At 71.3% G+C, this 24270-nt stretch carries 24 protein-coding genes; 17 read left to right on the top strand and 7 right to left on the bottom strand.

Annotation, left to right across the window (positions count from 1 at the left end):
* Positions 1 to 8: 8 nt before the first annotated feature.
* Positions 9 to 959 carry an FAD-dependent oxidoreductase gene (locus G3I78_RS10260; RefSeq protein ID WP_164422650.1) on the bottom strand — a complete coding sequence of 317 codons (951 nt, stop codon included), beginning with the start codon at positions 957 to 959 and terminating at the stop codon, positions 9 to 11.
* 66 nt (positions 960 to 1025) lie between these two features.
* Between G3I78_RS10260 and G3I78_RS10255 the strand changes: the two genes are divergently transcribed.
* A complete protein-coding gene (locus tag G3I78_RS10255) occupies positions 1026 to 2051 on the top strand; it encodes an oxidoreductase (RefSeq protein WP_164422648.1) in 1026 nt (341 codons plus the stop codon).
* A gap of 48 nt (positions 2052 to 2099) precedes the next feature.
* On the top strand, positions 2100 to 3743 hold the full coding sequence (locus tag G3I78_RS10250; RefSeq protein ID WP_164422646.1) for an ABC-F family ATP-binding cassette domain-containing protein: 1644 nt from the start codon (positions 2100 to 2102) through the stop codon (positions 3741 to 3743).
* A gap of 54 nt (positions 3744 to 3797) precedes the next feature.
* Here G3I78_RS10250 and G3I78_RS10245 read toward each other — a convergent pair whose 3' ends face one another.
* Positions 3798 to 6170, bottom strand: a complete 2373-nt coding sequence (locus G3I78_RS10245; RefSeq protein WP_164422644.1) for a Tex family protein — start codon at positions 6168 to 6170, stop codon at positions 3798 to 3800.
* Between the two features lie 80 nt (positions 6171 to 6250).
* Positions 6251 to 6382, bottom strand: a complete 132-nt coding sequence (locus tag G3I78_RS52815; RefSeq protein ID WP_343243705.1) for an LPFR motif small protein — start codon at positions 6380 to 6382, stop codon at positions 6251 to 6253.
* A 128-nt stretch (positions 6383 to 6510) separates the two neighbouring features.
* Between G3I78_RS52815 and G3I78_RS10240 the strand changes: the two genes are divergently transcribed.
* Positions 6511 to 7470 (top strand): GlxA family transcriptional regulator, encoded by a 960-nt coding sequence (locus G3I78_RS10240; protein WP_164422642.1) that lies wholly within the window; start codon positions 6511 to 6513, stop codon positions 7468 to 7470.
* Between the two features lie 163 nt (positions 7471 to 7633).
* The gene (locus G3I78_RS10235) at positions 7634 to 8284 is read left to right on the top strand and encodes a DJ-1/PfpI family protein (RefSeq protein WP_164422640.1); all 651 of its coding nucleotides are present in this window, start codon (positions 7634 to 7636) and stop codon (positions 8282 to 8284) included.
* On the opposite strand, the gene G3I78_RS10230 is transcribed toward G3I78_RS10235, so the two are convergent.
* Positions 8256 to 9020: an enoyl-CoA hydratase/isomerase family protein gene (locus tag G3I78_RS10230; RefSeq protein WP_164422638.1), complete on the bottom strand. Its 765-nt coding sequence runs from the start codon at positions 9018 to 9020 to the stop codon at positions 8256 to 8258. The two genes, G3I78_RS10235 and G3I78_RS10230, sit on opposite strands and share 29 nt — an antisense overlap.
* A 69-nt stretch (positions 9021 to 9089) precedes the next feature.
* Between G3I78_RS10230 and G3I78_RS10225 the strand changes: the two genes are divergently transcribed.
* Together G3I78_RS10225 and G3I78_RS10220 are read left to right on the top strand one after the other, a co-directional pair.
* Complete coding sequence (locus tag G3I78_RS10225; RefSeq protein WP_164422636.1) at positions 9090 to 9719, top strand: HdeD family acid-resistance protein; 630 nt, start codon at positions 9090 to 9092, stop codon at positions 9717 to 9719.
* Between the two features lie 126 nt (positions 9720 to 9845).
* A complete protein-coding gene (locus G3I78_RS10220) occupies positions 9846 to 10346 on the top strand; it encodes an ATP-binding protein (RefSeq protein WP_164422634.1) in 501 nt (166 codons plus the stop codon).
* A gap of 6 nt (positions 10347 to 10352) precedes the next feature.
* On the opposite strand, the gene idi is transcribed toward G3I78_RS10220, so the two are convergent.
* The 3 genes from idi to galE form a co-directional block, all read right to left on the bottom strand.
* Positions 10353 to 10946 (bottom strand): isopentenyl-diphosphate Delta-isomerase, encoded by a 594-nt coding sequence (gene idi / locus G3I78_RS10215; RefSeq protein ID WP_164422632.1) that lies wholly within the window; start codon positions 10944 to 10946, stop codon positions 10353 to 10355.
* Positions 10947 to 11133: 187 nt separating this feature from the next.
* Positions 11134 to 12075, bottom strand: a complete 942-nt coding sequence (locus G3I78_RS10210) for a cation diffusion facilitator family transporter (protein ID WP_164422630.1) — start codon at positions 12073 to 12075, stop codon at positions 11134 to 11136.
* A 143-nt stretch (positions 12076 to 12218) separates the two neighbouring features.
* The gene (gene galE, locus G3I78_RS10205; protein ID WP_164422628.1) at positions 12219 to 13187 is read right to left on the bottom strand and encodes a UDP-glucose 4-epimerase GalE; all 969 of its coding nucleotides are present in this window, start codon (positions 13185 to 13187) and stop codon (positions 12219 to 12221) included.
* A 277-nt stretch (positions 13188 to 13464) separates the two neighbouring features.
* Here galE and G3I78_RS10200 point away from each other — a divergent pair, with 277 nt between their 5' ends.
* The 11 genes from G3I78_RS10200 to hpnE all read left to right on the top strand — a co-directional run bounded on the left by G3I78_RS10200 (position 13465) and on the right by hpnE (position 24264).
* On the top strand, positions 13465 to 15252 hold the full coding sequence (locus G3I78_RS10200) for a DUF5941 domain-containing protein (protein ID WP_164422625.1): 1788 nt from the start codon (positions 13465 to 13467) through the stop codon (positions 15250 to 15252).
* Complete coding sequence (locus G3I78_RS10195) at positions 15249 to 16001, top strand: phosphocholine cytidylyltransferase family protein (protein WP_164422623.1); 753 nt, start codon at positions 15249 to 15251, stop codon at positions 15999 to 16001. Before G3I78_RS10200 ends, G3I78_RS10195 begins: the two co-directional genes overlap by 4 nt.
* A complete protein-coding gene (locus G3I78_RS10190) occupies positions 15989 to 17050 on the top strand; it encodes an iron-containing alcohol dehydrogenase family protein (protein WP_164422621.1) in 1062 nt (353 codons plus the stop codon). The genes G3I78_RS10195 and G3I78_RS10190 overlap by 13 nt, the downstream gene beginning before the upstream one ends.
* On the top strand, positions 17028 to 17807 hold the full coding sequence (locus tag G3I78_RS10185; RefSeq protein ID WP_164422619.1) for a CDP-alcohol phosphatidyltransferase family protein: 780 nt from the start codon (positions 17028 to 17030) through the stop codon (positions 17805 to 17807). The genes G3I78_RS10190 and G3I78_RS10185 overlap by 23 nt, the downstream gene beginning before the upstream one ends.
* Positions 17804 to 18688 carry a glycosyltransferase gene (locus G3I78_RS10180; protein WP_164422617.1) on the top strand — a complete coding sequence of 295 codons (885 nt, stop codon included), beginning with the start codon at positions 17804 to 17806 and terminating at the stop codon, positions 18686 to 18688. The genes G3I78_RS10185 and G3I78_RS10180 overlap by 4 nt, the downstream gene beginning before the upstream one ends.
* 97 nt (positions 18689 to 18785) lie before the next feature.
* Complete coding sequence (locus tag G3I78_RS10175) at positions 18786 to 19715, top strand: ABC transporter permease (protein ID WP_164422615.1); 930 nt, start codon at positions 18786 to 18788, stop codon at positions 19713 to 19715.
* On the top strand, positions 19708 to 20487 hold the full coding sequence (locus G3I78_RS10170; RefSeq protein WP_164422613.1) for an ABC transporter ATP-binding protein: 780 nt from the start codon (positions 19708 to 19710) through the stop codon (positions 20485 to 20487). The genes G3I78_RS10175 and G3I78_RS10170 overlap by 8 nt, the downstream gene beginning before the upstream one ends.
* A 387-nt stretch (positions 20488 to 20874) precedes the next feature.
* The gene (gene hpnC / locus G3I78_RS10165; RefSeq protein ID WP_164422611.1) at positions 20875 to 21777 is read left to right on the top strand and encodes a squalene synthase HpnC; all 903 of its coding nucleotides are present in this window, start codon (positions 20875 to 20877) and stop codon (positions 21775 to 21777) included.
* A complete protein-coding gene (gene hpnD, locus G3I78_RS10160) occupies positions 21774 to 22724 on the top strand; it encodes a presqualene diphosphate synthase HpnD (RefSeq protein ID WP_164422609.1) in 951 nt (316 codons plus the stop codon). The genes hpnC and hpnD overlap by 4 nt, the downstream gene beginning before the upstream one ends.
* On the top strand, positions 22724 to 22873 hold the full coding sequence (locus G3I78_RS51865; protein WP_343243704.1) for a DUF6380 family protein: 150 nt from the start codon (positions 22724 to 22726) through the stop codon (positions 22871 to 22873). Before hpnD ends, G3I78_RS51865 begins: the two co-directional genes overlap by 1 nt.
* Entirely contained in the window at positions 22870 to 24264 is a 1395-nt protein-coding gene (gene hpnE, locus G3I78_RS10155) for a hydroxysqualene dehydroxylase HpnE (RefSeq protein WP_164422606.1), read from the top strand. The genes G3I78_RS51865 and hpnE overlap by 4 nt, the downstream gene beginning before the upstream one ends.
* The last annotated feature ends 6 nt before the right edge of the window (positions 24265 to 24270 follow it).

Below are 24270 nucleotides of genomic sequence, written 5' to 3'. Positions count from 1 at the left end.
GGCGCGCGTCAGGAGGCGGCGAGCCCGGCCGCCTCCTCCGCGCACCCCCAGGCCACGGTCACCCCGGCCCCGCCCTGCCCGTAGTTGTGCACCAACAGCCGCCCGTCCGGCAGCGGTTCACGCTCCAGCCGTACGACGTCCCGCGCGGGCCTGAGCCCCACCCGGTGCCCCAGCACCCGCGCCCCGGCGATCTCGGGCCGCAGCGCCGCACACCGCCGTACGATCGCCTCGGCCACCGCCGGATCCGGCTCGGTCGACCACACGTCGTCCTCCGCCGTGCCGCCCAGCACCAGCCGCCCCGGCTGCGGAAAGAAGTACGCCATCTCCCCGTCGGCGCCCTTGGACACGAGCCAGGTCCGGATGCCCGGGTTCTCCACCAGGACCAACTGCCCGCGCACCGGACGCACGGCCGGGTCCGGTACGACCGAACGGGCGCCGAGCCCCGTGCAGTTGACCACGACCGGCGCGCCGACCTCGGCGAAGTCCGTGACCGTACGCTCCTCGACCACCCCGCCCGCCGCCACGAACCGCTCCCGCAGCCAAGGGAGATGAGTCGACATGTCGATGAGCGGCAGCCTGGCCCACGTCCCCGACCCGGCGTACTCCTCGGCCGTCGACGCCCGCAGCCCCGGAATCCGCACGGAGGCCCAGGAGCGGGCCTCGTCCAGGTCCGTTTCGCCCAGTACCCCTTCGACCATGCGTACGCCGGTGACCTCGGGCCGCGCCGCCAGCTCCGCGTACACGTCGAGCGAGCGCAGCGCCCACGCGCGCACCGCCGCCACCGGTCTGATCCGGTAGGGCCACCACAGCGCGCCCGCAACCCACGAGGTGGTCCGCTCGACGGGGTCCCGCGACCACAGCCGCACCCGCCGCCCCCGCTCGGCGAGCACGACGGCCGTCGTCAGCCCGACGACCCCGCCCCCGACCACCACGATCTCGTCGCTCAGCGCACTGTCCACGCGGGGACGTTAGCGGAATGCCCCATGCCGTGCTCAGACCGGTCCACAGCCGGGAATACTCACAGCATGTCTGCCGCATTTGCGACCTTCGGCCTGGCACCGGCGATGCGTGCCGGTGGAGTCCTCGCCAACGGTGACTTCCAGATCCACCGGGACTTCGTGGACTTCATCGTCGACGGCCGCCCGCTCCTCTTCCAGCTCTCCGACCTCGACGCCGTCTCCCCACTCGCCTCGGACGTCCCGCCCGCGATCTTCACCGCCCAGGTCCGCAGCCTCCTGGGCGAGACGGACGCCCCGCTTCCGGGCGGCCGCTATGTCATCTACGGCTGCCCCGAGTGCGAGGACCTCGCCTGCGGTGCCGTCACCGCCGTCATCGAGCGCGACGGCGACGACTTCATCTGGCGGGACTTCGCCTGGCAGACCGAGGAGGCCGTGGACCTCCAGATGAACGGCTACCACGGCATAGGGCCCTTCCGCTTCCACGGCGCCGACTACCGGGCGGCGCTCGACGCCCTGCTCCAGGGCGCCGGTCCGGAGGGCGCGCGCCGCCGCGTCCTGCTCATCGGCGCCCGCGTCGCCGTCCTCGCCAAACTGGCCGCCGCCCTGCGCACCATCGGCATCGGCGCCGACATCACCCACGGCGTGGTCGACGTCCCCGCCGACGAACTGCGCGGCTACGGCGCCGTCGCCTTCGGCAGGGCGGTCTCCCAGGAGGAACGTGCCGCCGTACGCCACTCCTTCGCACACGCGGGCGTCGACGTGGCCTACGTCGACGGACTCGCCCCGATCATCCCGCTGCTCGTGGCCCAGATAGAGCACGCCCTGGACCGCAGCCCGGTCGATCAGCGCCGGCTGACCCGCCTGGTCGCCGCCGACGGCGAGGCGGGCGTCGAGGTCACCTCACCGTGCCGGGTCCGCCTCACGGCGTACCGCCTCGACCGGCTCTACCGCACCCACGCCCACGAGGTCTTCGACGGCGTCCTGGAGGCGGGGCGGCACCGCATCGCCCTGGACGCCAAGGCGGTACGAGGAGAATCGTTCGTGGTGGCACGCACCTCGGGAAGTGTCCTGGTGGAGGCGATGGCCCGGTGAGAATCGGAGCGCCGGGCGCTCCGTACGGCCACTAGGATCGACGGTCTGATGACTGCCACCCTCGTCGCCAAGAACCTCGCCGCCGGCCACGGCGACCGCTCCCTGTTCAGCGGGCTCGACCTCGTCGTCGCGCCCGGAGACGTCATCGGCCTGGTCGGGGCCAACGGCGCGGGCAAGTCCACGCTGCTCAGGATGTTCGCGGGCCTGCTCGCACCGGAGGAGGGCGAGCTCCGGCTCTCCCCGCCGACGGCCACCGTCGGACACCTCCCGCAGGAGCCGGAGCGGCGCCCGGGCGAGACCGTCCGCGCGTTCCTCGCCCGCCGCACCGGGGTCGCCGAGGCCCAGCGCGTGATGGACGAGGCGACCCAGGCCCTGGTCGACGGGGCACCGGGCGCGGACGACGCGTACGCCACCGGCCTGGAGCGCTGGCTCGACCTGGGCGGCGCCGACCTCGACGAACGCGCCGAGGAGATCGCCGACTCGCTGGGCCTCGCGGTCGACCTGGACCAGCCGATGACCTCCCTCTCGGGCGGCCAGGCGGCCCGCGCCGGCCTCGCCTCCCTCCTCCTATCCCGCTACGACGTCTTCCTCCTCGACGAGCCGACCAACGACCTCGACCTGGACGGCCTGGAGCGCCTGGAGCGCTTCGTGAAGGGCCTGCGCGCCGGCACCGTCGTCGTCAGCCACGACCGCGAGTTCCTCACCCGCACGGTGACCAAGGTCCTCGAACTCGACCTCGCCCAGCAGCAGATCACCCTCTACGGCGGCGGCTACGAGGCCTACCTGGAGGAGCGGGAGGTCGCCCGCAGACACGCCAGGGACGACTACGAGGAGTACGCCGACAAGAAGTCCGCGCTCCAGGACCGGGCCCAGATGCAGCGCTCCTGGATGGACAAGGGCGTGAAGAACGCCCGCCGCAAGGCGAGCAACGACAACGACAAGATCGGCCGCAAGTTCCGCAGCGAGGCCAGCGAGAAGCAGGCCGCGAAGGCCCGCCAGACCCAGCGCATGATCGAACGCCTCGACGTGGTCGAGGAACCGCGCAAGGAGTGGGAACTGCGCATGGAGATCGCGTCGGCCCCGCGCTCCGGCGCCGTCGTCGCGACCCTGAGGGACGCCGAGGTGCGCCAGGGCGACTTCGTCCTCGGCCCGGTCTCCCTCCAGATCGACTGGGCGGACCGGGTCGCGGTCACGGGCGCGAACGGCGCGGGCAAGTCGACCCTCCTGGCAGCCCTGCTCGGCCGCGTCCCCCTGACCTCCGGCCAGGCATCCCTCGGCTCAGGCGTCCTGATCGGCGAGGTCGACCAGGCCCGCAAGCTCTTCCACGGCGAGGAATCCCTCCTGGACGCCTTCTGCGCGGCGGTCCCGGACACGGAACCGGCGGAAGTCCGCACCCTGCTGGCCAAGTTCGGCCTGAAGGCGGACCACGTCCTGCGCTCGGCGGCGACCCTGTCACCGGGGGAGCGGACGAGGTCCGCGCTCGCACTGCTCCAGGGCAGAGGCGTCAACCTCCTGGTCCTGGACGAACCGACGAACCACCTGGACCTCCCGGCGATCGAACAGCTGGAGTCGGCGCTGGACGCGTACGAGGGAACCCTGCTTCTGGTCACCCACGACCGCAGAATGCTGGACGCGGTAAGGGTGACCAGGAGACTGGAGGTCTCATCGGGCAAGGTGGCGGAGACTCCTTAGGGGCGCGGGGAACTGCGCGACCAGCCACAACCGGCCCGCAGTTCCCCACAACCGCTACCGCCCCTTTTTCTTGGAATCCAGCAACCCGGCCTTGCGCAGAGCGTCAGCCATCGCACTGTTGGCCGGAGCGGGCGCGGACCGCTGCTGCTGACGGGGTTGTTGCTGCCGCTGCTGAGGCGGCCGTCCACCTCGCTGAGGCTGTCGCCGCTCCCCACCGGAGGTTTTCGCAGCCGCTTCGTCGTCGAGCCGCAGCGTCAACGAGATCCGCTTCCGCGGGATGTCGACCTCCAGCACCTTCACCTTGACGATGTCGCCGGGCTTCACCACGTCCCGCGGGTCCTTGACGAACGTCTTCGACAGCGCGGAGACATGCGCAAGACCGTCCTGGTGGACACCGACGTCGATGAACGCCCCGAAGGCCGCCACGTTCGTCACGACCCCTTCGAGGACCATCCCGGCGACCAGATCGGAGATCTTCTCGACGCCGTCCTTGAAGGTCGCCGTCTTGAAGGCGGGCCGGGGGTCACGCCCTGGCTTCTCCAGCTCCTTGAGGATGTCGCTCACCGTGGGCAGACCGAACGTCTCGTCCACGAAGTCCTGCGGCTTCAGTGACCGCAGCACACCGGTGTTGCCGATGAGGGACCCCACCTCCTGCCCTGCGGTCTTCACCATCCGCCGCACCACCGGGTACGCCTCGGGGTGCACGCTCGACGAGTCCAGCGGGTCGGAGCCGCCCCGGATCCGCAGGAACCCCGCGCACTGCTCGTACGCCTTGGGCCCGAGCCGGGCCACCTTCTTCAGCTCGGTGCGCGAGGTGAACGGTCCGTTCGTGTCCCGGTGCGACACGATGTTCTCGGCCAGCCCGGAGGTGATCCCGGAGACCCGGGAGAGCAGCGGCGCGGACGCCGTGTTCACGTCCACCCCCACGCCGTTCACACAGTCCTCCACCACCGCGTCCAGCGAACGCGACAGCTTCACCTCGGACAGGTCGTGCTGGTACTGGCCGACGCCGATCGACTTGGGGTCGATCTTCACCAGCTCGGCGAGGGGGTCCTGGAGCCGGCGCGCGATGGAGACCGCGCCGCGCAGCGACACGTCCATGTCGGGCAGCTCCTGCGAGGCGAACGCGGAGGCCGAGTACACGGACGCGCCCGCCTCGGACACCATCACCTTGGTGAGCTTCAACTCCGGGTGCTTGGAGATGAGTTCACCGGCGAGCTTGTCGGTCTCCCGGGACGCCGTGCCGTTGCCGATCGCGACCAGTTCGACGGAGTGCCGCTGCGCCAGCCGGGCCAGCTTGGCGATCGCCTCGTCCCACTTGTTGGCCGGGACGTGCGGGTAGATGACGTCGGTGGCGACGACCTTGCCGGTCGCGTCGACCACGGCCACCTTCACGCCGGTACGGAAACCGGGGTCCAGGCCCAGCGTCGCGCGCGTGCCGGCCGGGGCGGCGAGCAGCAGGTCGCGGAGGTTGGCGGCGAAGACGTTGACCGCCTCGTCCTCGGCGGCCGTGCGCAGCCGCAGCCTGAGGTCGATGCCGAGGTGCACGAGAATCCGGGTCCGCCAGGCCCAACGCACGGTGTCCGTCAGCCACTTGTCGCCGGGACGGCCACGCTCGGCGATGTCGAACCGGTGGGCCACGATCCCCTCGTACGAGGAGGGACCGGGCTGCTCGGACGGCTCCTCCGGCTCCAGGACGAGGTCGAGGACCTCCTCCTTCTCGCCCCGCAGCATCGCCAGGATCCGGTGCGAGGGCAGGGCGGTGAAGGGCTCGGCGAAGTCGAAGTAGTCGGCGAACTTGGCGCCCGCCTCCTCCTTGCCGTCGCGCACCTTGGCGGCCAGCCGGCCCCGCACCCACATGCGCTCACGCAGCTCACCGATCAGGTCGGCGTCCTCGGAGAAGCGCTCGGTGAGGATGGCCCGGGCACCGTCGAGGGCGGCCTGCGGATCGGCGACGCCCTTGTCCGCGTCGACGAACGCGGCCGCCGCCGCGAGGGGCTCCACCCCCGGGTCGCCCAACAGGCCCTCGGCGAGCGGCTCCAGGCCTGCCTCGCGCGCGATCTGCGCCTTGGTGCGCCGCTTGGGCTTGTACGGGAGGTAGATGTCCTCCAGGCGTGCCTTGGTCTCCGCGCCCCGGATCTGCGCCGCCAGCTCGTCGGTGAGCTTGCCCTGCTCGCGCACCGAGTCGAGGATCGCCGTCCGCCGCTCCTCCAGCTCCCGCAGATAGCGCAGCCGCTCCTCGAGCGTGCGCAGCTGCGCGTCGTCGAGCATCTCGGTCGCTTCCTTGCGGTAGCGGGCGATGAAGGGAACCGTGGAACCGCCGTCGAGCAGTTCCACGGCGGCCTTGACCTGCCGCTCCCGTACGCCGAGCTCCTCGGCGATCCTGCCTTCGATGGACCCAACGTCGATCGACTCGGGTGTCGTCACGATCCCGTACCGCCTTCTCACTGAGGTTGCGCGGCAATTGTGGCAGGTGGCACCGACACTCGGGGATCAGGGCGCGGGCATCAGGCCGTGCGGCTCCTCGTGGAGCTCGACGCGCCGCCGAACAGCCGGGCCAGCGCCCGGAAGGGCAGCGTCACGACGGTGGCGACCGCGCCACCGATCTGCCGCAGTACGTCTGCGATCGCACGGAACACGAGTTCGTCCTCTCCTCGGGGAGGTCCGGGTACCTCGGCCGCCCCGGGTCATGCGGAGAGATCCCGTGGCAGGAAAGGTGGGGTACTCGTCATTGCCGCCCTCGCGCCCGGCTTCGAGAATCGAGGGCATGGCGCAGCGAACCGTCCTCGTCGTCCTCTTCGACGGCGTGCAGAGTCTCGATGTCACCGGCCCGCTGGAGGTCTTCGCGGGGGCCGAGCAGCACACCCCGGGCACCTACCGCATCCGCACGGCCGCCCTGGACGACGCTCCCGTCCGCACCTCCAGCGGCCTGACCCTCGTACCGGACGAGTCCCTCGCGCGGGCCGGCACCCCGCACACCCTCCTCGTGCCCGGCGGCCAGGGCACCCGGCGCCCCGACCCGCGCCTGACCGACTGGCTGCGCGAGCACGGGCCGGACGCCGAGCGGCTGGTCTCGGTGTGCACCGGGGCGATCCTGCTCGCCGAGGCGGGCCTGCTGGACGGCCGCCGGGCCACCACCCACTGGGCGTACAGCGCCAAGCTCGCCCGCGACCACCCGGCCGTCGAGGTGGACCCCGACCCGATCTACATCAGGGACGGACAGGTGTCGACGTCCGCCGGGGTCACCTCCGGCATCGACCTCGCGCTCGCCCTGGTCGAGGAGGACCTGGGGCGCGAGGCCGCCCTCACCGTCGCCCGGCACCTCGTCGTCTTCCTGCGCCGACCCGGCAACCAGGCCCAGTTCAGCGCCCAGCTCGCCGCCCAGACCGCGCAGCGCGAGCCGTTGCGGGAGATCCAGCAGTGGATCACCGAGCACCCGGCGGACGACCTCGGCGTGGAGTCCCTTGCGGCCCGGGCCCGGCTCTCGCCCCGCCACTTCGCCCGCGCCTTCCGCACCGAGACCGGGACGACCCCGGGCCGCTATGTCGACCGGGTCCGCCTCGAACACGCCCGCCGGCTCCTGGAGGACACCACCGACGGCATCGAGGAGATCTCCCGCACCAGCGGCTACGGCACCCCGGAGGCCATGCGCCGCGCCTTCGTCAGAACCCTCGGCACGGCACCGGCCGAGTACCGCCGCCGATTCCGCCCGTCGCCTGCTCACTGACGCCCCGAGCCCGCCCAATGCCGCCGCCTTGTGCCCGCTCCCTGACGCCCGTCGCCCGCCCACTGACGCCTGGCGCCTACCCAATGCCGCCGCCTTGTGCCCGCTCCCTGACATCCGGCGCCCATCCATCTACGCCCGCCGCCCGCCCACCGAAAGGACTCCCGTGCAGATCGCCATCGTCCTCTACGACCGTTTCACCGCCCTGGACGCCGTAGGGCCCTACGAGACCCTCGGCCGTCTCCCCGACGCGGAGACCGTGTTCGTCGCCGAGCGGACCGGTCCCGTCCGCACCGACACCGGGAACCTCGCGCTGACCGCCGACCGGACCCTGGCCGAGGTGCCGAGCCCCGACATCGTGGTCGTGCCGGGCGGCCCCGGACAGACCCCGCAGATGACGAACGGCGCCCTCCTCGACTGGATCCGCGCCGCCGACGCCACCAGCACCTGGACGACGTCCGTGTGCACCGGCTCCCTGCTGCTGGCCGCCGCGGGGCTCCTCGAAGGGCGCCGCGCGACCTCGCACTGGCTGGCCCTGGACGAGCTGCGGAGGTTCGGCGCCGAGCCGACGGGGGAGCGGGTGGTGACCGACGGCAAGTACGTCACCGCGGCCGGTGTCTCCTCCGGCATCGACATGGGGCTCGCCCTGGTCGGCCGGATCTCCGGCGAATTCGTCGCCCAGGCGGTGCAGTTGGGGATCGAGTACGATCCGCAGCCGCCCTACGACGCCGGGGCACCGCAGAAGGCGCCCGCGGACGTCGTCGAACTGATGCGGTCGCAGAGCCGGTTCATCCTCGGCCAGGAACCGACCACGTGAACCGCGGTTGACGGCGCTCCAGGAACGCGGCGACCCCCTCGGCGGTGTCGCCGCTGCCGCGTGCCTGCCCGGTCCAGTACGCGTCCCGGTCCGTGCGCCCGTCCGCGAACTCCTTGGCCGCGGCCTGCGTCAACTGCGAGCGGGAAGCCAGGACCCGGGTGAACTCCGTGACCCGCTCGGCGAGTTCGCCCCCGCGCAGCACCTCGTCGACGAGACCCGTGCGCAGCGCACGCTGGGCGTCGATCAACTCGCCCGAGAACAGCAGGTACTTGGCGCTCGCCGGACCGACCAGCGACACCAACCGCCGGGTGGAGGAAGCCGGATACACGATCCCGAGCTTCGCCGGTGTCACCCCGAACAGCGCGCCCTCCTCCGCGAAACGCAGATCGCACGCCGCCGCGAGCTGCGACCCGCCGCCCACACAGTGCCCCCGGATCGCCGCCAGCGTCGGCTTCGGGAACGCGGCGAGCGCCTCCTCGGCCCGCACCGCGAGCCCCTGTGCCTCCTCGGGCGACCCCCGCAGCGTGGAGATGTCGGCGCCCGCGCAGAACGTCCCGCCCTCCCCGGTCAGCACCAGCGCCCGTACGCCCGGATCGCCGGCCAGCGTGTCCAGCAGCGGCGGCAACGCCCGCCACATCGCGGCCGTCATGGCATTGCGCTTGGCCGGGTTGTGCACTACGACGGTGGCGACCGAGTCGGTGACGGCGTGCAACAGCTGCGGCTCCGAGGGCTCCATGCGTCGGATGCTAGCCGCACCCCCCGCCCGTACGATCAAGAAGGGGGCCGCAGCGCTAGGAGGCCCCGCATGACGGAGAACAAGGCGGAGAACACCCCGACCACCAGGGCGGAGCGCACCGAGACCGCGAAACTGAGCCGCGGCTTCGGCTGGCTGGCCGCACTGGGCGTGATCCTGGTGCTCGCGGGACTGGTCGGGCTGATCTACACCGGGGTGGCCACCCTCACCTCGATGCTGCTGTTCGGCTGGCTCCTGCTGATCGGCGGCGTGGTCGGACTGCTGCACGCGATCCAGGCCCGCGGTTCCAACTTCTTCTGGCTCGGGGTGGTGGTCGCCGCCCTGAACATCGCGGCCGGTGTCGTCGTGATCGGGCGCCCGGAGGCGGCGGCCGCGGCCCTGACCATGTTCGCCGCGCTGCTCTTCCTGACCGGCGGGGTGTTCCGGCTGGCCGGCAGTCTGGTGGTGCGCGGACCGCAGTTCGGCTGGACGCTCGTCCAGGGCGCCTTCGGTCTGCTGCTGGGCATCCTGGTGCTGGCCTCCTGGCCGAGCAGCAGCAAGTACGTGATCGGCTGCTTCTTCTCGCTCGCCCTGCTCTTCGACGGGCTCGGCCTCATGGCCACCGGCTTCGGCGGACGCAGGATCGTCGACATGGTCGCCGGGCAGCAGGAAAGCGCCTCCAAACCGTCACAAGACGAGTAGTTCCGTAGGGAAACGGTCAGTGGCACTCGATATTCGCTGACTTCTGTTCAGGTATCCGGGGTGAGGTGGGCCGCTGCCAACACTCGATGCGTGGTGACAATCGAGCGCAAGGGTGGCGACCGGAGAATGGACGACGATGGGCGCGGGTACGGCCCTCGCCCACCAGGTGGCGGAGGAGAACCTCCAGTACCGGACCCGCTGCCGTACGAGGGCGTGTGGCGGTTCACCGCCCCCGCCGTCGACGCGTCGGTCCCGCAGGCGCGGCACGCCGTGCGGGACCTGCTGTACCGCCAGGGGGTGCCCGTCTCGGACGACCTCGTCCAGGGCCTCCTGCTGATCGTCTCGGAGCTGGTCACGAACGCCGTCCGGCACGCGGCCCTGCTCTCGCCGATGCTCGCTGTGGAGGTGGCGGTGGGCGCGGAGTGGGTGCGGGTGTCCGTCGAGGACAACCACCCCTACCGGCCGACCGCCCTGGACCACCCGCACAGCGAGACCGGCGGGCGGGGACTGCTCCTGGTGCGCGAGATCACCCGGGAGGCGGGCGGGGCGTGCGACGTCGAGCACACGGCCGGCGGGGGCAAGGTGATCTGGGCCGCCCTGCCGCTCAAGGCCGTGCGCGTGCCGTAGCGCCCGTCACCAGCCGGCGGACGGGCCCGTCAGCTCCCTGACCGCGGGACGGGCCGCGTCCAGCACCGTCATGAACCACGACGAGAACGTGTCCTTCGCGTGCCGCTCCATGAGCTCGGCCGGGGTCACGAAGACGGTCGAGCCGACCTCCTCCGGATCTGGGGCGAGCGCGGACTGGACCATGCCGACGAAGAGGTGGTTGAACTCCTGCTCCACCAGGCCCGAGTCCGGGTCCGGGTGGTTGTAGCGGACCGTGCCCGCCTCGGCGAGCAGCGTCGGGGAGACCCCCAGCTCCTCGAAGGTCCGCCGGGCCGCCGCCGCGAAGGGTGCCTCGCCCGGGTAGGGGTGGCCGCAGCAGGAGTTCGACCACACACCGGGGGAGTGGTACTTGCCCAGCGCCCGCTGCTGGAGCAGCAGCCGGCCCCGCTCGTCGAACAGGAACACCGAGAACGCGCGGTGCAGCTGTCCCGGTGGCTGGTGGGCGGCGAGCTTCTCCGCGGTGCCGATCGTCACACCGTGCTCGTCGACCAGTTCCAGCAGGATCGCGTCAGCGGTGCCGTTCGACGGAGTGTGCGTCGTGGTGGCAGGTGTGGTCGGCATACCCATCCTTCACATCGGTCTTCGCGCCCCAAGTGTGCCGCACGGATCCGGCACTCCCAGCAGTTGATCGTGCCCGGCGCGGCGGGCGGGGAACCGCTCCGGGCGACGTTGTGGAGTGGAGGACGCCAAGGCGCGCCGGATCGCTGCGTTCCGCCGGAACAGGCGTTCCGTGGACCGTACACGCGTCTCAGTGGCAGAGTCGCGCCTCGTGCTCCGCGTGCCCGCTCGGCTCCAGCTGGAAGGTGCAGTGCTCCACGTCGAAGTGGTCGCCGAGGCAGCCCTGGAGCTCGTGCAGCATCTTCTCGTGGCCGATCGCGCTCAGGACGTCCGAGCGCACCACCACGTGCGCCGACAGCACCGGCATGCCCGAGGTGATGGTCCACGCGTGCAGGTCGTGGACGTCCTCCACCCCGTCGAGGGCGAGGATGTGGGTGCGCACCTCGGTCATGTCGACGTCCTTGGGCGCCGACTCCAGCAGCACGTCGAGCGTCTCGCGCAGCAGCTTGAAGGTGCGCGGCACGATCATCAGGCCGATCACCAGCGAGGCGATCGGGTCGGCGGCCTGCCAGCCCGTGGTCAGGATCACCGTCGCCGAGATCAGCACCGCGACCGAGCCGAGCGCGTCCGCCGCGACCTCCAGGAACGCGCCGCGGACGTTCAGGCTCTCCTTCTGGCCGCGCATCAGCAGGGTGAGCGAGATCATGTTCGCGACCAGGCCGATCGCGCCGAACACGATGGTCAGCCCACCCTCGGTGGCGGCCGGAGTGATGAACCGCTGGATCGCCTCGTACAGGACGTACCCGCCGACGCCGAGCAGCAGCAGACAGTTCGCGAGCGCGGCGAGGATCTCCGCGCGGGCGAACCCGAAGGTGCGGTTGCCGGTCGGAGGGCGGTTCGCGAAGTGGATCGCGAGGAGGGCCATGCCGAGGCCCAGCGCGTCCGTCGCCATGTGCGCCGCGTCGGCGACCAGGGCGAGGGAGTCCGCGACGACACCGCCGACGATCTCGATCACCATGACGGTGAGCGTGATCGACAGCGCCACCCGCAGCCTGCCGACGTACGCCGCGGTCGCCGTACCGCCGGCCGGGGCATGCGAGTGCGTGTGCCCGTGGTCGTGCCCTGCCCCCATGGAAGCCGCCTCCTGCGCGTCGATCCGGAAAAGCCTGTCCGGGATCACAGTGAACTACGGGTGGGGGGTATCGGGCAACGCGGCACTGAACACCGTTGTCATGTGCTCTGACCTGCGGAAACTTATCGCAGGTCAGGGCAGCCTCAGTTGTGGTGCGCGAGCCAGCCGCGCCAGGCCGACTCGATCATCTCGGGTACCCCTCGGCGCGCGTTCCAGCCGAGGACCTGTGCGGCTCGGGCGGCCGAGGCGACCGACATGGGCGCGTCGCCGGGACGCCGGGGCTCCACGAGAGCCGGCCGTCGGTCCCCGGTCACCTCACCGATCACCGTGACCATCTCGCGTACGGAAACGCCCTCGCCGCGACCGATGTTGACCGTCAGGTCGCCGTTCCGGCCGCCCTCGGACAGCCGTCGCGCCGCCGCCAGATGAGCCTCGGCCAGGTCGGCCACATGGATGTAGTCGCGGACGCAGGTCCCGTCCGGTGTCGGGTAGTCGTCGCCGAAGATCCGCGGGGCCTCGTCGCGGGTGAGCCGGTCGAAGACCATGGGGACGATGTTGAAGACACCGGTGTCCGCCAGTTCCGGCGCCGCCGCCCCCGCCACGTTGAAATAGCGCAGACAGACGGTGGAGATTCCGTGTGCCCGCCCGGCCGCCCGGACCAGCCACTCCCCGGCCAGCTTCGTCTCGCCGTACGGGTTCACCGGGGCGCAGGGCGTGTCCTCGGTGATCAGGCCCACATCGGGGTTGCCGTAGACGGCCGCCGACGAGGAGAAGAGGAAGCGCTCGACACCGGCCTCCGCGACCGCCTCCAGCAGGGTCGCGAGGCCCCCGACGTTCTCCTGGTAGTACCGGGTGGGCTGCGCCACCGACTCGGCGACCTGCTTGCGCGCCGCGAGATGCACCACACCGGTCACCGCGTGCTCGGCCAGCACCCGCTTCAGCAGGCCCCCGTCGAGCGCGGAGCCCCGTACCAGCGGCACCTCGGCGGGCAGCCGCTCCGGTAGGCCCGCCGAGAGGTCGTCCAGGACGAGGACACGCTCCCCGGCCTCGGTCATGGTCCGCGCCACATGCGCCCCTATGTACCCGGCACCGCCGGTGATCAGCCACGTCATGGTCGCCCACCCTATGCCGACCCTCCGGACCGCTCCCGGTGTCCCGGATGTCCGCTCTGGGAGGCGCGGTTTGTGGGCGGGGGCCCGGATCACCGATGATGATCGTGGCAAAGGCCGGGAGAGGCGCTGTTGATCGTCCCGTTAACGGGTGGTGAACGCAGCCTTCTTTCCATCCGATAACCTCTGCCGACATGCCGCCCGCCTGGTGCAGCCAAGGGGCGCCCCCATCGTGCACATGACCGGCGCCAGCGCGTCGGCACCCAGGGAGTGAGTTCGGTTGTCGACCGCCATCCTCACCGGTCAGCCGGTCCCCGGTTCGTCGATCGAGGGTGATCTGCGGTCCCTCGGCTTCGACGTACGGGTCGCCGCGGACGCCGCCGACGCCGAGCGGCTCGTCGCCGAGGCGCCCTGCGAGCAACGGGTCGCCCTGGTCGACGCCCGCTTCGTCGGCCACGTCCACGCCCTGCGCCTCGGCCTCACCGACCCGCGCTTCTCCCTCGCCGCGCTGCCCGGCGCCGTCACCGCGCAGCCCGACGGCCGCGTGACGCTCACCCGGGCCCTGGCCCGCGAGAACTCCGCCGGCGGCGGCACGGCGGTGGCCGTGGACAGCCTCCCCGACCGCATCGTCACCGCCCTGGCCGACGACGGCGCCGACGTGCACCACCCCGAACTGGGCAGCCTGGTCGCCGCCGTCCCCACCGACCCGCAGGCCCGCAACGAGGCACGGCAGGCCGTCGCGGACGTCGACGACGAGGCCGTACGCCTGAAGTCCGCCGTGAAGTCCCGCGACGGCTTCTTCACCACGCACTTCATCAGCCCCTACTCCCGCTACCTTGCCCGCTGGTGCGCCCGCCGGGGCCTGACCCCGAACCAGGTCACCACCGCGTCCCTGATCACCGCGCTCATCGCGGCGGCCTGCGCGGCCACGGGCACCCGCGGCGGCTTCGTCGCGGCCGGCGTCCTGCTGATCGCCTCGTTCGTCCTCGACTGCACCGACGGCCAGCTCGCCCGCTACTCCCTCCAGTACTCCACCCTCGGCGCCTGGCTCGACGCCACCTTCGACCGCGCCAAGGAGTACGCCTACTACGCGGGCCTCGCCCTGGGCGCGGCCCGCGGCGGCGACGACGTGTGGGCGCTCGCCCTCGGCGCGATGGTCCTCCAGACCTGCCGGCACGTCGTCGACTTCTCCTTCAACGAGGCGAACCACGACGCCACCGCCAACACCAGCCCCACGGCGGCCCTCTCGGACAAGCTCGACAGCGTCGGCTGGACCGTGTGGGTGCGCCGGATGATCGTCCTGCCGATCGGCGAGCGCTGGGCGATGATCGCGGTGCTGACCGCGGTGACGACCCCCCGGATCACCTTCTACGTCCTTCTCGTCGGGTGCGCCTTCGCGGCGACGTACACCACGGCGGGCCGGGTGCTGCGGTCGCTGACCCGCAAGGCTCGGCGGACGGACCGGGCGGCGGGGGCGCTGGCGGACCTCGCGGACAACGGACCGCTCGCCTCCCTCGTGGCCCGTGCCACACGCGCTCGCCTCGGTGCCCCCCTGCTGGTCGCGGCGGCGGGCACGGCCGTCCTCGCCGTCTCCCTCTTCTCCGGCGTCACCTGGGCGCCCGTCGCCGGTGCCTTCGTCTACACGGTCACCGCCGGTCAGGCCCTGTACCGCCCCCTCAAGGGCGCCCTCGACTGGCTGGTCCCCCCGCTGTTCCGCGCCGCCGAGTACGGCACCGTCCTGATCCTGGCGGCGAAAGCGGACGTGAACGGAGCCCTTCCGGCGGCTTTCGGGCTGGTGGCCGCTGTCGCCTACCATCACTACGACACGGTGTACCGCATCCGCGGCAACGCCGGAGCGCCCCCGGCCTGGCTGGTGCGTGCCGTCGGGGGGCAGGAGGGGCGCACGCTCCTCGTCACCGTTCTGGCCGCGGCGCTCACGGCTGCACAGTTCACGGTCACGCTCACGGTCCTGGCCGTGGCCGTGGCCCTGGTGGTGCTCGTCGAGAGCATCCGCTTCTGGGTGTCCGCAGGGGCGCCCGCCGTACACGATGAAGGAGAACCCGCATGATCGGCCTCGTGCTGGCGGCCGGCGCCGGACGGCGACTGCGCCCCTACACCGACAGCCTCCCCAAGGCTCTGGTGCCGGTGGGTCCTGCGGGCATAGAGGGCGAACCCACGGTCCTGGACCTGACGCTCGGCAACTTCGCCGAGATCGGTCTGACCGAGGTCGCGGTCATCGTCGGCTACCGCAAGGAGGCCGTGTACGAGCGCAAGGCGGCCCTGGAGGCGAAGTACGGCCTCAAGCTGACCCTCATCGACAACGACAAGGCCGAGGAGTGGAACAACGCCTACTCCCTGTGGTGCGGCCGCGACGCCCTCAAGGACGGCGTGATCCTCGCCAACGGCGACACCGTGCACCCCGTCTCCGTCGAGCGGACGCTGCTCGCCGCGCGCGGTGAGGGCAAGCGGATCATCCTGGCCCTGGACACCGTGAAGTCCCTCGCGGACGAGGAGATGAAGGTCGTCGTCGACCCCGACCGGGGGATGACGAAGATCACCAAGCTGATGGACCCCGCCGAGGCCACCGGCGAGTACATCGGCGTCACCCTCATCGAGGGCGACGCCGCCCCCGAACTGGCCGACGCCCTGAAGACGGTCTGGGAGACCGACCCGCAGCAGTTCTACGAGCACGGCTACCAGGAGCTCGTGAACCGCGGCTTCCGGATCGACGTGGCGCCGATCGGCGACGTTCAGTGGGTGGAGATCGACAACCACGACGATCTCGCCCGCGGACGGGAGATCGCATGCCGGTACTGACCAGGCTGATCCCCTCGCCGGTCGTCGTGGACATCCGCCCGGGTGCCCTCGACGACCTGGCCTGTGTGCTCGCCGACGAGCGCATCTCGCACTCCGGCCGGCTGGCGGTCGCGGTCAGCGGCGGCTCCGGCGCCAGGCTGCGCGAGCGTCTCGAGCCCTCGCTGCCCGGCGCCACCTGGTACGAGGTCGGCGGCGGCACCCTCGACGACGCGATCCGGCTGGCCGGCGACATGAAGGCGAGCCACTTCGACGCGGTCGTCGGCCTCGGCGGCGGCAAGATCATCGACTGCGCCAAGTTCGCCGCGGCCCGTATCGGCCTGCCCCTGGTCGCCGTACCGACGAACCTCGCGCACGACGGCCTGTGCTCACCGGTCGCGACCCTCGACAACGACGCGGGCCGCGGCTCCTACGGCGTGCCCAACCCGATAGCGGCCGTCATCGACCTGGACGTCATCCGCGAGGCCCCGGTGCGCTTCGTGCGCGCGGGCATCGGCGACGCGATCTCCAACATCAACGCGATCGCTGACTGGGAACTCGCGGGCCGCGTCAAGGGCGAGAAGATCGACGGACTCGCCGCGGCCATGGCCCGCCAGGCAGGCGAGGCCGTGCTCCGGCACCCGGGCGGGGTCGGCGACAACGACTTCCTCCAGGTGCTCGCCGAGGCGCTGGTCCTCACCGGCGTCGCGATGTCGATCTCGGGCGACTCCCGGCCCGCCTCGGGCTCCTGCCACGAGATCAACCACGCGTTCGACCTGCTGTTCCCCAAGCGCGCCGCCGCCCACGGCGAGCAGTGCGGCCTGGGCGCGGCCTTCGCGATGTACCTGCGCGGAGCCCACGAGGAAGCGGCGTACATGGCCGAGGTACTGCGCCGGCACGGACTGCCGGTGCTTCCCGAGGAGATCGGCTTCACGCCCGCGGAGTTCGTGCGCGCCGTGGAGTTCGCTCCGGAGACCCGCCCCGGCCGCTACACCATCCTCGAACACCTCGACCTCAAGACCGACCAGATCAAGGACACCTACGCCGACTATGTCAAGGCCATCGGTAGCTGAACTCCGCCCGGTCGTCCACCCCGCGGGGGTCAAGGACCGGCGCAGCGGTGAGCACTGGATGGGACGCCTCTACATGCGTGAGGTGTCCCTGCGGGTCGACCGCTACCTGGTGAACACCAGGGTCACGCCCAACCAGCTCACGTACCTGATGACCGTCTTCGGCGTGCTCGCGGCCCCGGCCCTCCTGGTGCCGGGGATCACGGGCGCCGTGCTCGGCGTGGTCTGCGTCCAGATGTATCTGCTCCTGGACTGCGTCGACGGCGAGATCGCGCGCTGGAAGAAGCAGTACTCCCTCAACGGCGTCTACCTCGACCGGGTCGGCGCCTACCTCACCGACGCGGCCGTGCTCGTCGGTTTCGGCCTGCGCGCCGCCGACCTGTTCGGCAGCGGCCGTATCGACTGGCTGTGGGCCTTCCTCGGCACCCTCGCCGCGCTCGGCGCGATCCTGATCAAGGCCGAGACCGACCTGGTCGGCGTCGCCCGTCACCAGGCCGGCAAGCCGCCCGTGCAGGAGTCCGCCGCCGAGATGCGCTCCTCCGGCATGGCGCTGGCCCGCAAGGCCGCCGCCCTGCTCAGGTTCCACCGGCTGATCCTCGGCATCGAGGCGTCCCTGCTGATCCTGGTCCTGGCCTTCGTGGACCAGGCCCGCGGTGATCTGTTCTTCTCCCGGCTCGGTGTCGCGGTGCTGGCCGGCATCGCGCTCCTCCAGACCCTCCTGCACCTCGTGTCGATCCTCGCCTCCAGCAGGCTGAAGTGAGCACCGGCATGAAGGTCGGCGCGGTCGTCATCACCATGGGCAACCGCCCCGAGGAGCTGCGCGCCCTCATCGACTCGGTCGTCAAGCAGGACGGCGACCCGGTCGGGATCGTGGTCGTCGGCAACGGCTCACCGGTCCCGGACGTCCCCGACGGCGTCCGCACCATCGAGCTGCCCGAGAACCTCGGCATCCCCGGCGGCCGCAATGTCGGCATCGAGGCCTTCGGGCCCAGCGGTCGAGATGTCGACATATTGCTCTTCCTCGACGACGACGGCCTCCTCGCCCAGCACGACACCGCCGAGCTGTGCCGCCAGGCCTTCGAGGCCGACCCGAGCCTCGGCATCGTCAGCTTCCGCATCGCCGACCCCGAGACCGGGATCACCCAGCGCCGGCACGTCCCGCGGCTGCGCGCCGCCGACCCGATGCGCTCCTCCCGGGTCACCACCTTCCTCGGCGGCGCCAACGCCGTGCGCACCCAGGTCTTCGCCGAGGTCGGCGGCCTCCCGGACGAGTTCTTCTACGCCCATGAGGAGACCGACCTGGCGTGGCGGGCCCTCGACGCGGGCTGGATGATCGACTACCGGTCCGACATGGTGCTGTTCCACCCCACGACCGCGCCCTCCCGGCACGCGGTCTACCACCGCATGGTGGCCCGCAACCGCGTCTGGCTCGCCCGCCGCAACCTCCCCGCGCCCCTGGTCCCCGTCTACCTCGGCGTCTGGCTGCTGCTCACCCTGCTGCGCCGCCCCTCGCGCTCCGCCCTCAAGGCCTGGTTCGGCGGTTTCCGCGAAGGCTGGAGCACACCGTGCGGTCCGCGCAGGCCCATGAAGTGGCGTACGGTGTGGCGGCTGACCCGACTGGGCCGACCCCCCGTCATCTGACAAGCTCGAACCCGGGCGCACCCGGCCCGCACCACGGCCCCACGCTCGTGCCCTGTCCGCACAGGCCGCGTATCTCGAAGACGAAAGTTACCCACCAGTGAGTGAGACAACGCACGACGGCACGGTCGCGACCAGCGCGCCCGTGTCGCCCGACGAGGGCCTCACAGCGGCCCGGCTGGCCGCGAAGCACGGCCTGTCAGTGAGCGGCGCCCGCCCCTCGCTCGTCGACTACGTCCGCCAGCTCTGGGACCGGCGGCACTTCATCCTCGCGTTCTCGCGGGCGAAGCTGACCGCCCAGTACAGCCAGGCCAAACTCGGCCAGCTGTGGCAGGTGGCGACCCCGCTGCTGAACGCCGCCGTGTACTTCTTCATCTTCGGCGTCATCCTGAACGCCAGCCGGGGCATGTCGAAGGACGTCTACATCCCGTTCCTGGTCACGGGCGTCTTCGTGTTCACCTTCACGCAGAGCTCGGTCATGGCGGGCGTGCGCGCCATCTCCGGCAACCTCGGCCTGGTGCGCGCGCTGCACTTCCCGCGCGCCTCCCTGCCGATCTCCTTCGCGCTCCAGCAGCTCCAGCAGCTGCTGTTCTCGATGGTCGTGCTGTTCGCCGTCGCGGTCGGCTTCGGCCACTACCCGGACCTGTCCTGGGCGCTGATCGTGCCGATCCTGGCCCTGCAGTTCCTGTTCAACACCGGCCTGGCGCTGATCATGGCCCGCGCGGGCGCCAAGACCCCCGACCTGGCCCAGCTCATGCCCTTCGTGATGCGTACGTGGATGTACGCGTCCGGCGTGATGTTCTCGATCCCGATCATGCTGGCCGACAAGCCGCAGTGGCTCGCCACGGTGCTCCAGTGGAACCCGGCGGCCCTCTACATGGACCTCATGCGGTTCGCCCTGATCGACGACTACGGCGCCGAGAACCTGCCCGACCACGTCTGGGTGGCCGCGGGCGGCTGGGCCGCGCTCTTCGCGCTCGGCGGCTTCGTGTACTTCTGGAAGGCTGAGGAGAGGTACGGCCGTGGCTGAGGACATCCAGGACGAGCTGATCCCCACGGTCATCTCGGACGAGCTGCACATCGTCTACCGCGTCAACGGCGCCAAGACCGGCAAGGGCAGCGCCACCGCCGCGCTCAGCCGCATCATCAAGCGCGGCGAGGAGCGGGGCGTGCGCAAGGTGCACGCCGTCCGGGGCGTCTCCTTCGTCGCCTACAAGGGCGAGGCGATCGGCCTGATCGGCTCCAACGGCTCCGGCAAGTCGACCCTGCTGCGCGCCATCGCCGGTCTGCTGCCGGCGGAGAGCGGCAAGGTCTACACCCACGGCCAGCCCTCGCTGCTCGGCGTCAACGCGGCCCTGATGAACGACCTCACGGGCGAGCGGAACGTCATATTGGGCGGGCTCGCCATGGGCATGTCCCGCGAGCAGGTCAGGGAGCGCTACCAGGAGATCGTCGACTTCTCCGGGATCAACGAGAAGGGCGACTTCATCACCCTTCCGATGCGCACCTACTCCTCCGGCATGGCGGCCCGCCTCCGCTTCTCCATCGCCGCCGCCAAGGACCACGACGTCCTCATGATCGACGAGGCCCTGGCCACCGGCGACCGTTCCTTCCAGCGGCGCTCCGAGGCCCGTATCCGCGAGCTCCGCGAGACCGCGGGCACGGTGTTCCTGGTCAGTCACAACAACAAGTCGATCCGTGACACCTGCAACCGCGTCCTGTGGCTGGAGCGCGGCGAGCTGCGCATGGACGGCCCGACCGACGAGGTCATCAAGGAGTACGAGAAGTTCACGGGCAAGTAGTCCACCCCGCCCCGGACGAAAAACACCGCTCCGCTTGACCGGGCCTCGCCGGAACTGCTCCGGCGGGGCCCCGCGTCTGCAAAGGAAACGTCAACTTCGGCCCCCCTTAGGAATCTTGGGGCCAATCGGTGTGTTGTTGTGATGTGCAGGACACCCCGACGATCCTTGCAGCGTTGTACAACGTAAGCTGTACCGGTGCCTAATCGCAGCAAGTGGGGCGATAATGCGCGACACCCGCAACCCCGGACGCCGCGCGGACGGCCGGGCGGCGTGTCCGAAATAGTGTGTATTGGGTCGGCGGTGTAGAACGGGAGATGTGACGGCAATGGCGACCGAAGATCCCCAGCTCCACGCAGCTCGTGCCGTCCCCGCCCGAGGCAGTGAGCGGTGACGGGAACCGGTACGGCGCGCGCCGGTGATCCGGAGCGCGGCACGCTCGACAAGGCCGCGGGGGAGAACTTCCCCGTGGCTCCGTTCTTCCTGCCCAAGGACTGGCGCACCGACCTCATGGCCGTCTACGGCTTCGCCCGCCTGGTCGACGACATCGGCGACGGCGATCTGGCCCCTGGTGGCGCCGACGCCGCCCTGCTCGGCGTGGCGCCCGAGGAGGCCGGTGACCGGCTGCTCCTCCTGGACGCCTTCGAGGCCGACCTGAACCGGGTCTTCGACGGCACCCCGCGCCACCCGCTGCTGCGCCGCCTCCAGCCCACGGTCCGCCGCCGCGCGCTGACCCCCGAGCCCTTCCTCGGCCTGATCGCCGCCAACCGCCAGGACCAGCTCGTCAAGCGCTACGAGACCTACGACGACCTGCTCGCCTACTGCGAGCTGTCCGCCAACCCCGTCGGCCGTCTCGTGCTCGCCGTCACCGGCACCTCCACCCCGGAGCGGGTCCGGCTGTCCGACGCGGTCTGCACGGCCCTCCAGATCGTCGAACACCTCCAGGACGTCGCCGAGGACCTCGGCCGCGACCGGATCTATCTGCCCGCCGCGGACATGAAGCGCTTTCATGTCCAGGAGGCGGATCTCGCCACGAAAATCGCGGGCGCATCGGTGCGCGCACTGGTTGCATACGAAGCACAACGCGCCCGTGAACTCCTGAATGAAGGCGCCCCACTGGTGGGTAGCGTCCACGGCAGGTTGAAGCTGCTGCTCGCGGGGTTCGTGGCGGGGGGACGGGCGGCGATCCGCGCGATCGCCGCAGCCGAGTACGACGTACTTCCCGGCCCGCCCAAGCCCGGCAAGCTCCAGCTGCTGCGCGAGGTGGGCGTCACTCTGCGAGGAGAGGGGTGATCCGGACCGTGGAGTCACCACCGCACGTGTCCGCACCGGTACTCGCCGCCTACAGCTACTGCGAGGCCGTCACCGGGCAGCAGGCCCGGAACTTCGCCTACGGCATCAGGCTGCTGCCCACGTCGAAGCGCCGGGCCATGTCGGCGCTCTACGCGTTCTCACGGCGCGTGGACGACATCGGCGACGGCGAGCTGGCGGACGACGTCAAGGGCGCGAGACTCGAGGACACCCGGGCGATGCTGGCCCGGGTGCGCGAGGGCTCGGTCGACGAGGACGACACCGACCCGGTCGCGGTCGCGCTCGCCCACGCCGCCGAGACCTTCCCGATCCCGCTCGGCGGCCTGGACGAGCTGATCGACGGCGTCCTGATGGACGTACGCGGCGAGACCTACGAGACCTGGGACGACCTGAAGGTGTACTGCCGCTGTGTGGCGGGCGCCATCGGGCGGCTCTCGCTCGGAGTGTTCGGCACCGAACCCGGGGCGCGCGCCGCCGAACGCGCGTCCGAGTACGCCGACACGCTCGGGCTCGCGCTCCAGCTGACCAACATTCTCAGGGACGTCCGGGAGGACGCCGAGGGCGGGCGCACCTACCTGCCCGCGGACGACCTCGCGAAGTTCGGCTGCTCGGCCGGCTTCAAGGGGCCGAAGCCGCCGGAGGGCGCCGACTTCGCGGGCCTCGTGCACTTCGAGGTGCGACGGGCCCGCGCCCTTTTCGCCGAGGGCTACCGGCTGCTCCCCATGCTCGACCGGCGCAGCGGCGCCTGTGTCGCGGCCATGGCCGGCATCTACCGCAGGCTGCTCGACCGCATCGAGCGCGACCCGGAGGCGGTGCTGCGCGGACGGGTCTCGCTGCCCGGACGCGAGAAGGCGTACGTCGCGGTCCGCGGTCTGTCCGGCCTGGACACCCGGCATGTGATGCGGCGGACCGTCAGGAGGCGTGCCTGATGAGTGGCATGGACAATTCGGTCCAAGGTGATGTCACCGGAGAAAAGTGGCACGCAACCCTCCGCTCAAGGACGGCGTCCCTGACTGCAACGGCCGACCGTGCACCGTTGAACCACCACGGCGGCCGCTCAGGGGAGGGTGCGCGATGACCGACGGACATCAGTCCGGGCGGGACGCCGTCGTGATCGGCGGCGGGCTCGCCGGCATCACCACCGCGCTCGCACTCGCCGACGCAGGAGTGCGCGTCACCCTGCTCGAAGGCCGGCCCCGCCTGGGCGGACTGGCCTTCTCCTTCCGGCGCGGCGAACTGACCGTCGACAACGGCCAGCACGTCTACCTGCGCTGCTGCACCGCCTACCGCTGGTTCCTCGACCGCATCGAGGGGACGGCGCTGGCGCCGCTGCAGGATCGTCTCGACGTGCCCGTACTCGACGTGGCCCGGCCCGAGGGCCGACGGCTCGGCAGGCTGCGGCGCGACGCGCTGCCGGTGCCCCTGCACCTGGGGCGCAGCCTCGCGACCTATCCGCATCTCTCGCTCGCCGAGCGGGCCAAGGTGGGGCGTGCCGCGCTCGCGCTCAAGGGGCTCGACCTCGCCGATCCGAGCCTGGACGCACAGGACTTCGGCAGCTGGCTGACCGCGCACGGTCAGTCGGCGCGCGCCGTGGAGGCCCTGTGGGACCTGGTCGGGGTCGCCACCCTCAACGCGGTCGCGGGCGACGCCTCGCTGGGGCTCGCCGCGATGGTGTTCAAGACCGGTCTGCTCTCCGACCCGGGCGCGGCCGACATCGGATGGGCGCGCGTCCCGCTGGGCGAACTGCATGACCGGCTGGCCCGCAAGGCGCTCGACTCCGCGGGCGTGCGTACCGAGGTCCGTACACGCGTCACCTCCATCTCTACTGACGAGAACGGCACTTGGAGCGTTCAGGTTCCCGGGGAGACCCTCCGGGCCGACGCCGTCGTCCTCGCCGTGGCCCAGGACGAGGCGTGTGACCTGCTGCCGGAGGGGGCACTGGCCGCCCCGGAAAATCTCCGGGCGATCGGCACCGCCCCGATCCTCAACGTCCATGTCGTCTACGACCGCAAGGTCCTCGACAAGCCGTTCTTCACCGCCCTCGGCAGCCCGGTGCAGTGGGTCTTCGACCGCACCGACGCCTCCGGACTGCGCGAGGGCCAGTACCTCGCCCTGTCCCAGTCCGCCGCGCACGACGAGATCGACCAGCCGGTGGCCGAACTGCGCGAGCGCTACCTCCCCGAGCTGGAGCGGCTGCTGCCGCTCGCGCGCGGCGCCGAGGTGAGGGACTTCTTCGTGACCAGGGAGCGCACGGCGACGTTCGCCCCGACCCCCGGCGTCGGACGGCTGCGGCCCGGCGCCCGTACGCAAGCCCCCGGCCTGTACCTGGCCGGTGCGTGGACCGCCACAGGGTGGCCCGCGACCATGGAGAGTGCGGTCCGCAGCGGTGTCAGTGCGGCGGACGCCGCGCTGAGCGCCCTGGGACGGCCCCGCCCCGCCCACCTCTTCGAGTTCGAGGAGGCCGCGTGATGCTCG

The organism is Streptomyces sp. SID13726 (genome assembly GCF_010548375.1).
Lineage (GTDB): Bacteria > Actinomycetota > Actinomycetes > Streptomycetales > Streptomycetaceae > Streptomyces.
This window is presented reverse-complemented; position numbering and strand designations above follow the sequence as displayed.

Bases quoted from the DNA above. Each gene is read 5' to 3' on its own strand.
- G3I78_RS10255 (WP_164422648.1), top strand. From the start codon at position 1,026: ATGTCTGCCGCATTTGCGACCTTCGGCCTGGCACCGGCGATGCGTGCC.
- G3I78_RS10250 (WP_164422646.1), top strand. From the start codon at position 2,100: ATGACTGCCACCCTCGTCGCCAAGAACCTCGCCGCCGGCCACGGCGAC.
- G3I78_RS10240 (WP_164422642.1), top strand. From the start codon at position 6,511: ATGGCGCAGCGAACCGTCCTCGTCGTCCTCTTCGACGGCGTGCAGAGT.
- G3I78_RS10230 (WP_164422638.1), bottom strand. From the start codon at position 9,020: ATGGAGCCCTCGGAGCCGCAGCTGTTGCACGCCGTCACCGACTCGGTC.
- G3I78_RS10225 (WP_164422636.1), top strand. From the start codon at position 9,090: ATGACGGAGAACAAGGCGGAGAACACCCCGACCACCAGGGCGGAGCGC.
- G3I78_RS10220 (WP_164422634.1), top strand. From the start codon at position 9,846: ATGGACGACGATGGGCGCGGGTACGGCCCTCGCCCACCAGGTGGCGGA.
- idi (WP_164422632.1), bottom strand. From the start codon at position 10,946: ATGCCGACCACACCTGCCACCACGACGCACACTCCGTCGAACGGCACC.
- G3I78_RS10210 (WP_164422630.1), bottom strand. From the start codon at position 12,075: ATGGGGGCAGGGCACGACCACGGGCACACGCACTCGCATGCCCCGGCC.
- galE (WP_164422628.1), bottom strand. From the start codon at position 13,187: ATGACGTGGCTGATCACCGGCGGTGCCGGGTACATAGGGGCGCATGTG.
- G3I78_RS10195 (WP_164422623.1), top strand. From the start codon at position 15,249: ATGATCGGCCTCGTGCTGGCGGCCGGCGCCGGACGGCGACTGCGCCCC.
- G3I78_RS10190 (WP_164422621.1), top strand. From the start codon at position 15,989: ATGCCGGTACTGACCAGGCTGATCCCCTCGCCGGTCGTCGTGGACATC.
- G3I78_RS10185 (WP_164422619.1), top strand. From the start codon at position 17,028: ATGTCAAGGCCATCGGTAGCTGAACTCCGCCCGGTCGTCCACCCCGCG.
- G3I78_RS51865 (WP_343243704.1), top strand. From the start codon at position 22,724: ATGAGTGGCATGGACAATTCGGTCCAAGGTGATGTCACCGGAGAAAAG.
- hpnE (WP_164422606.1), top strand. From the start codon at position 22,870: ATGACCGACGGACATCAGTCCGGGCGGGACGCCGTCGTGATCGGCGGC.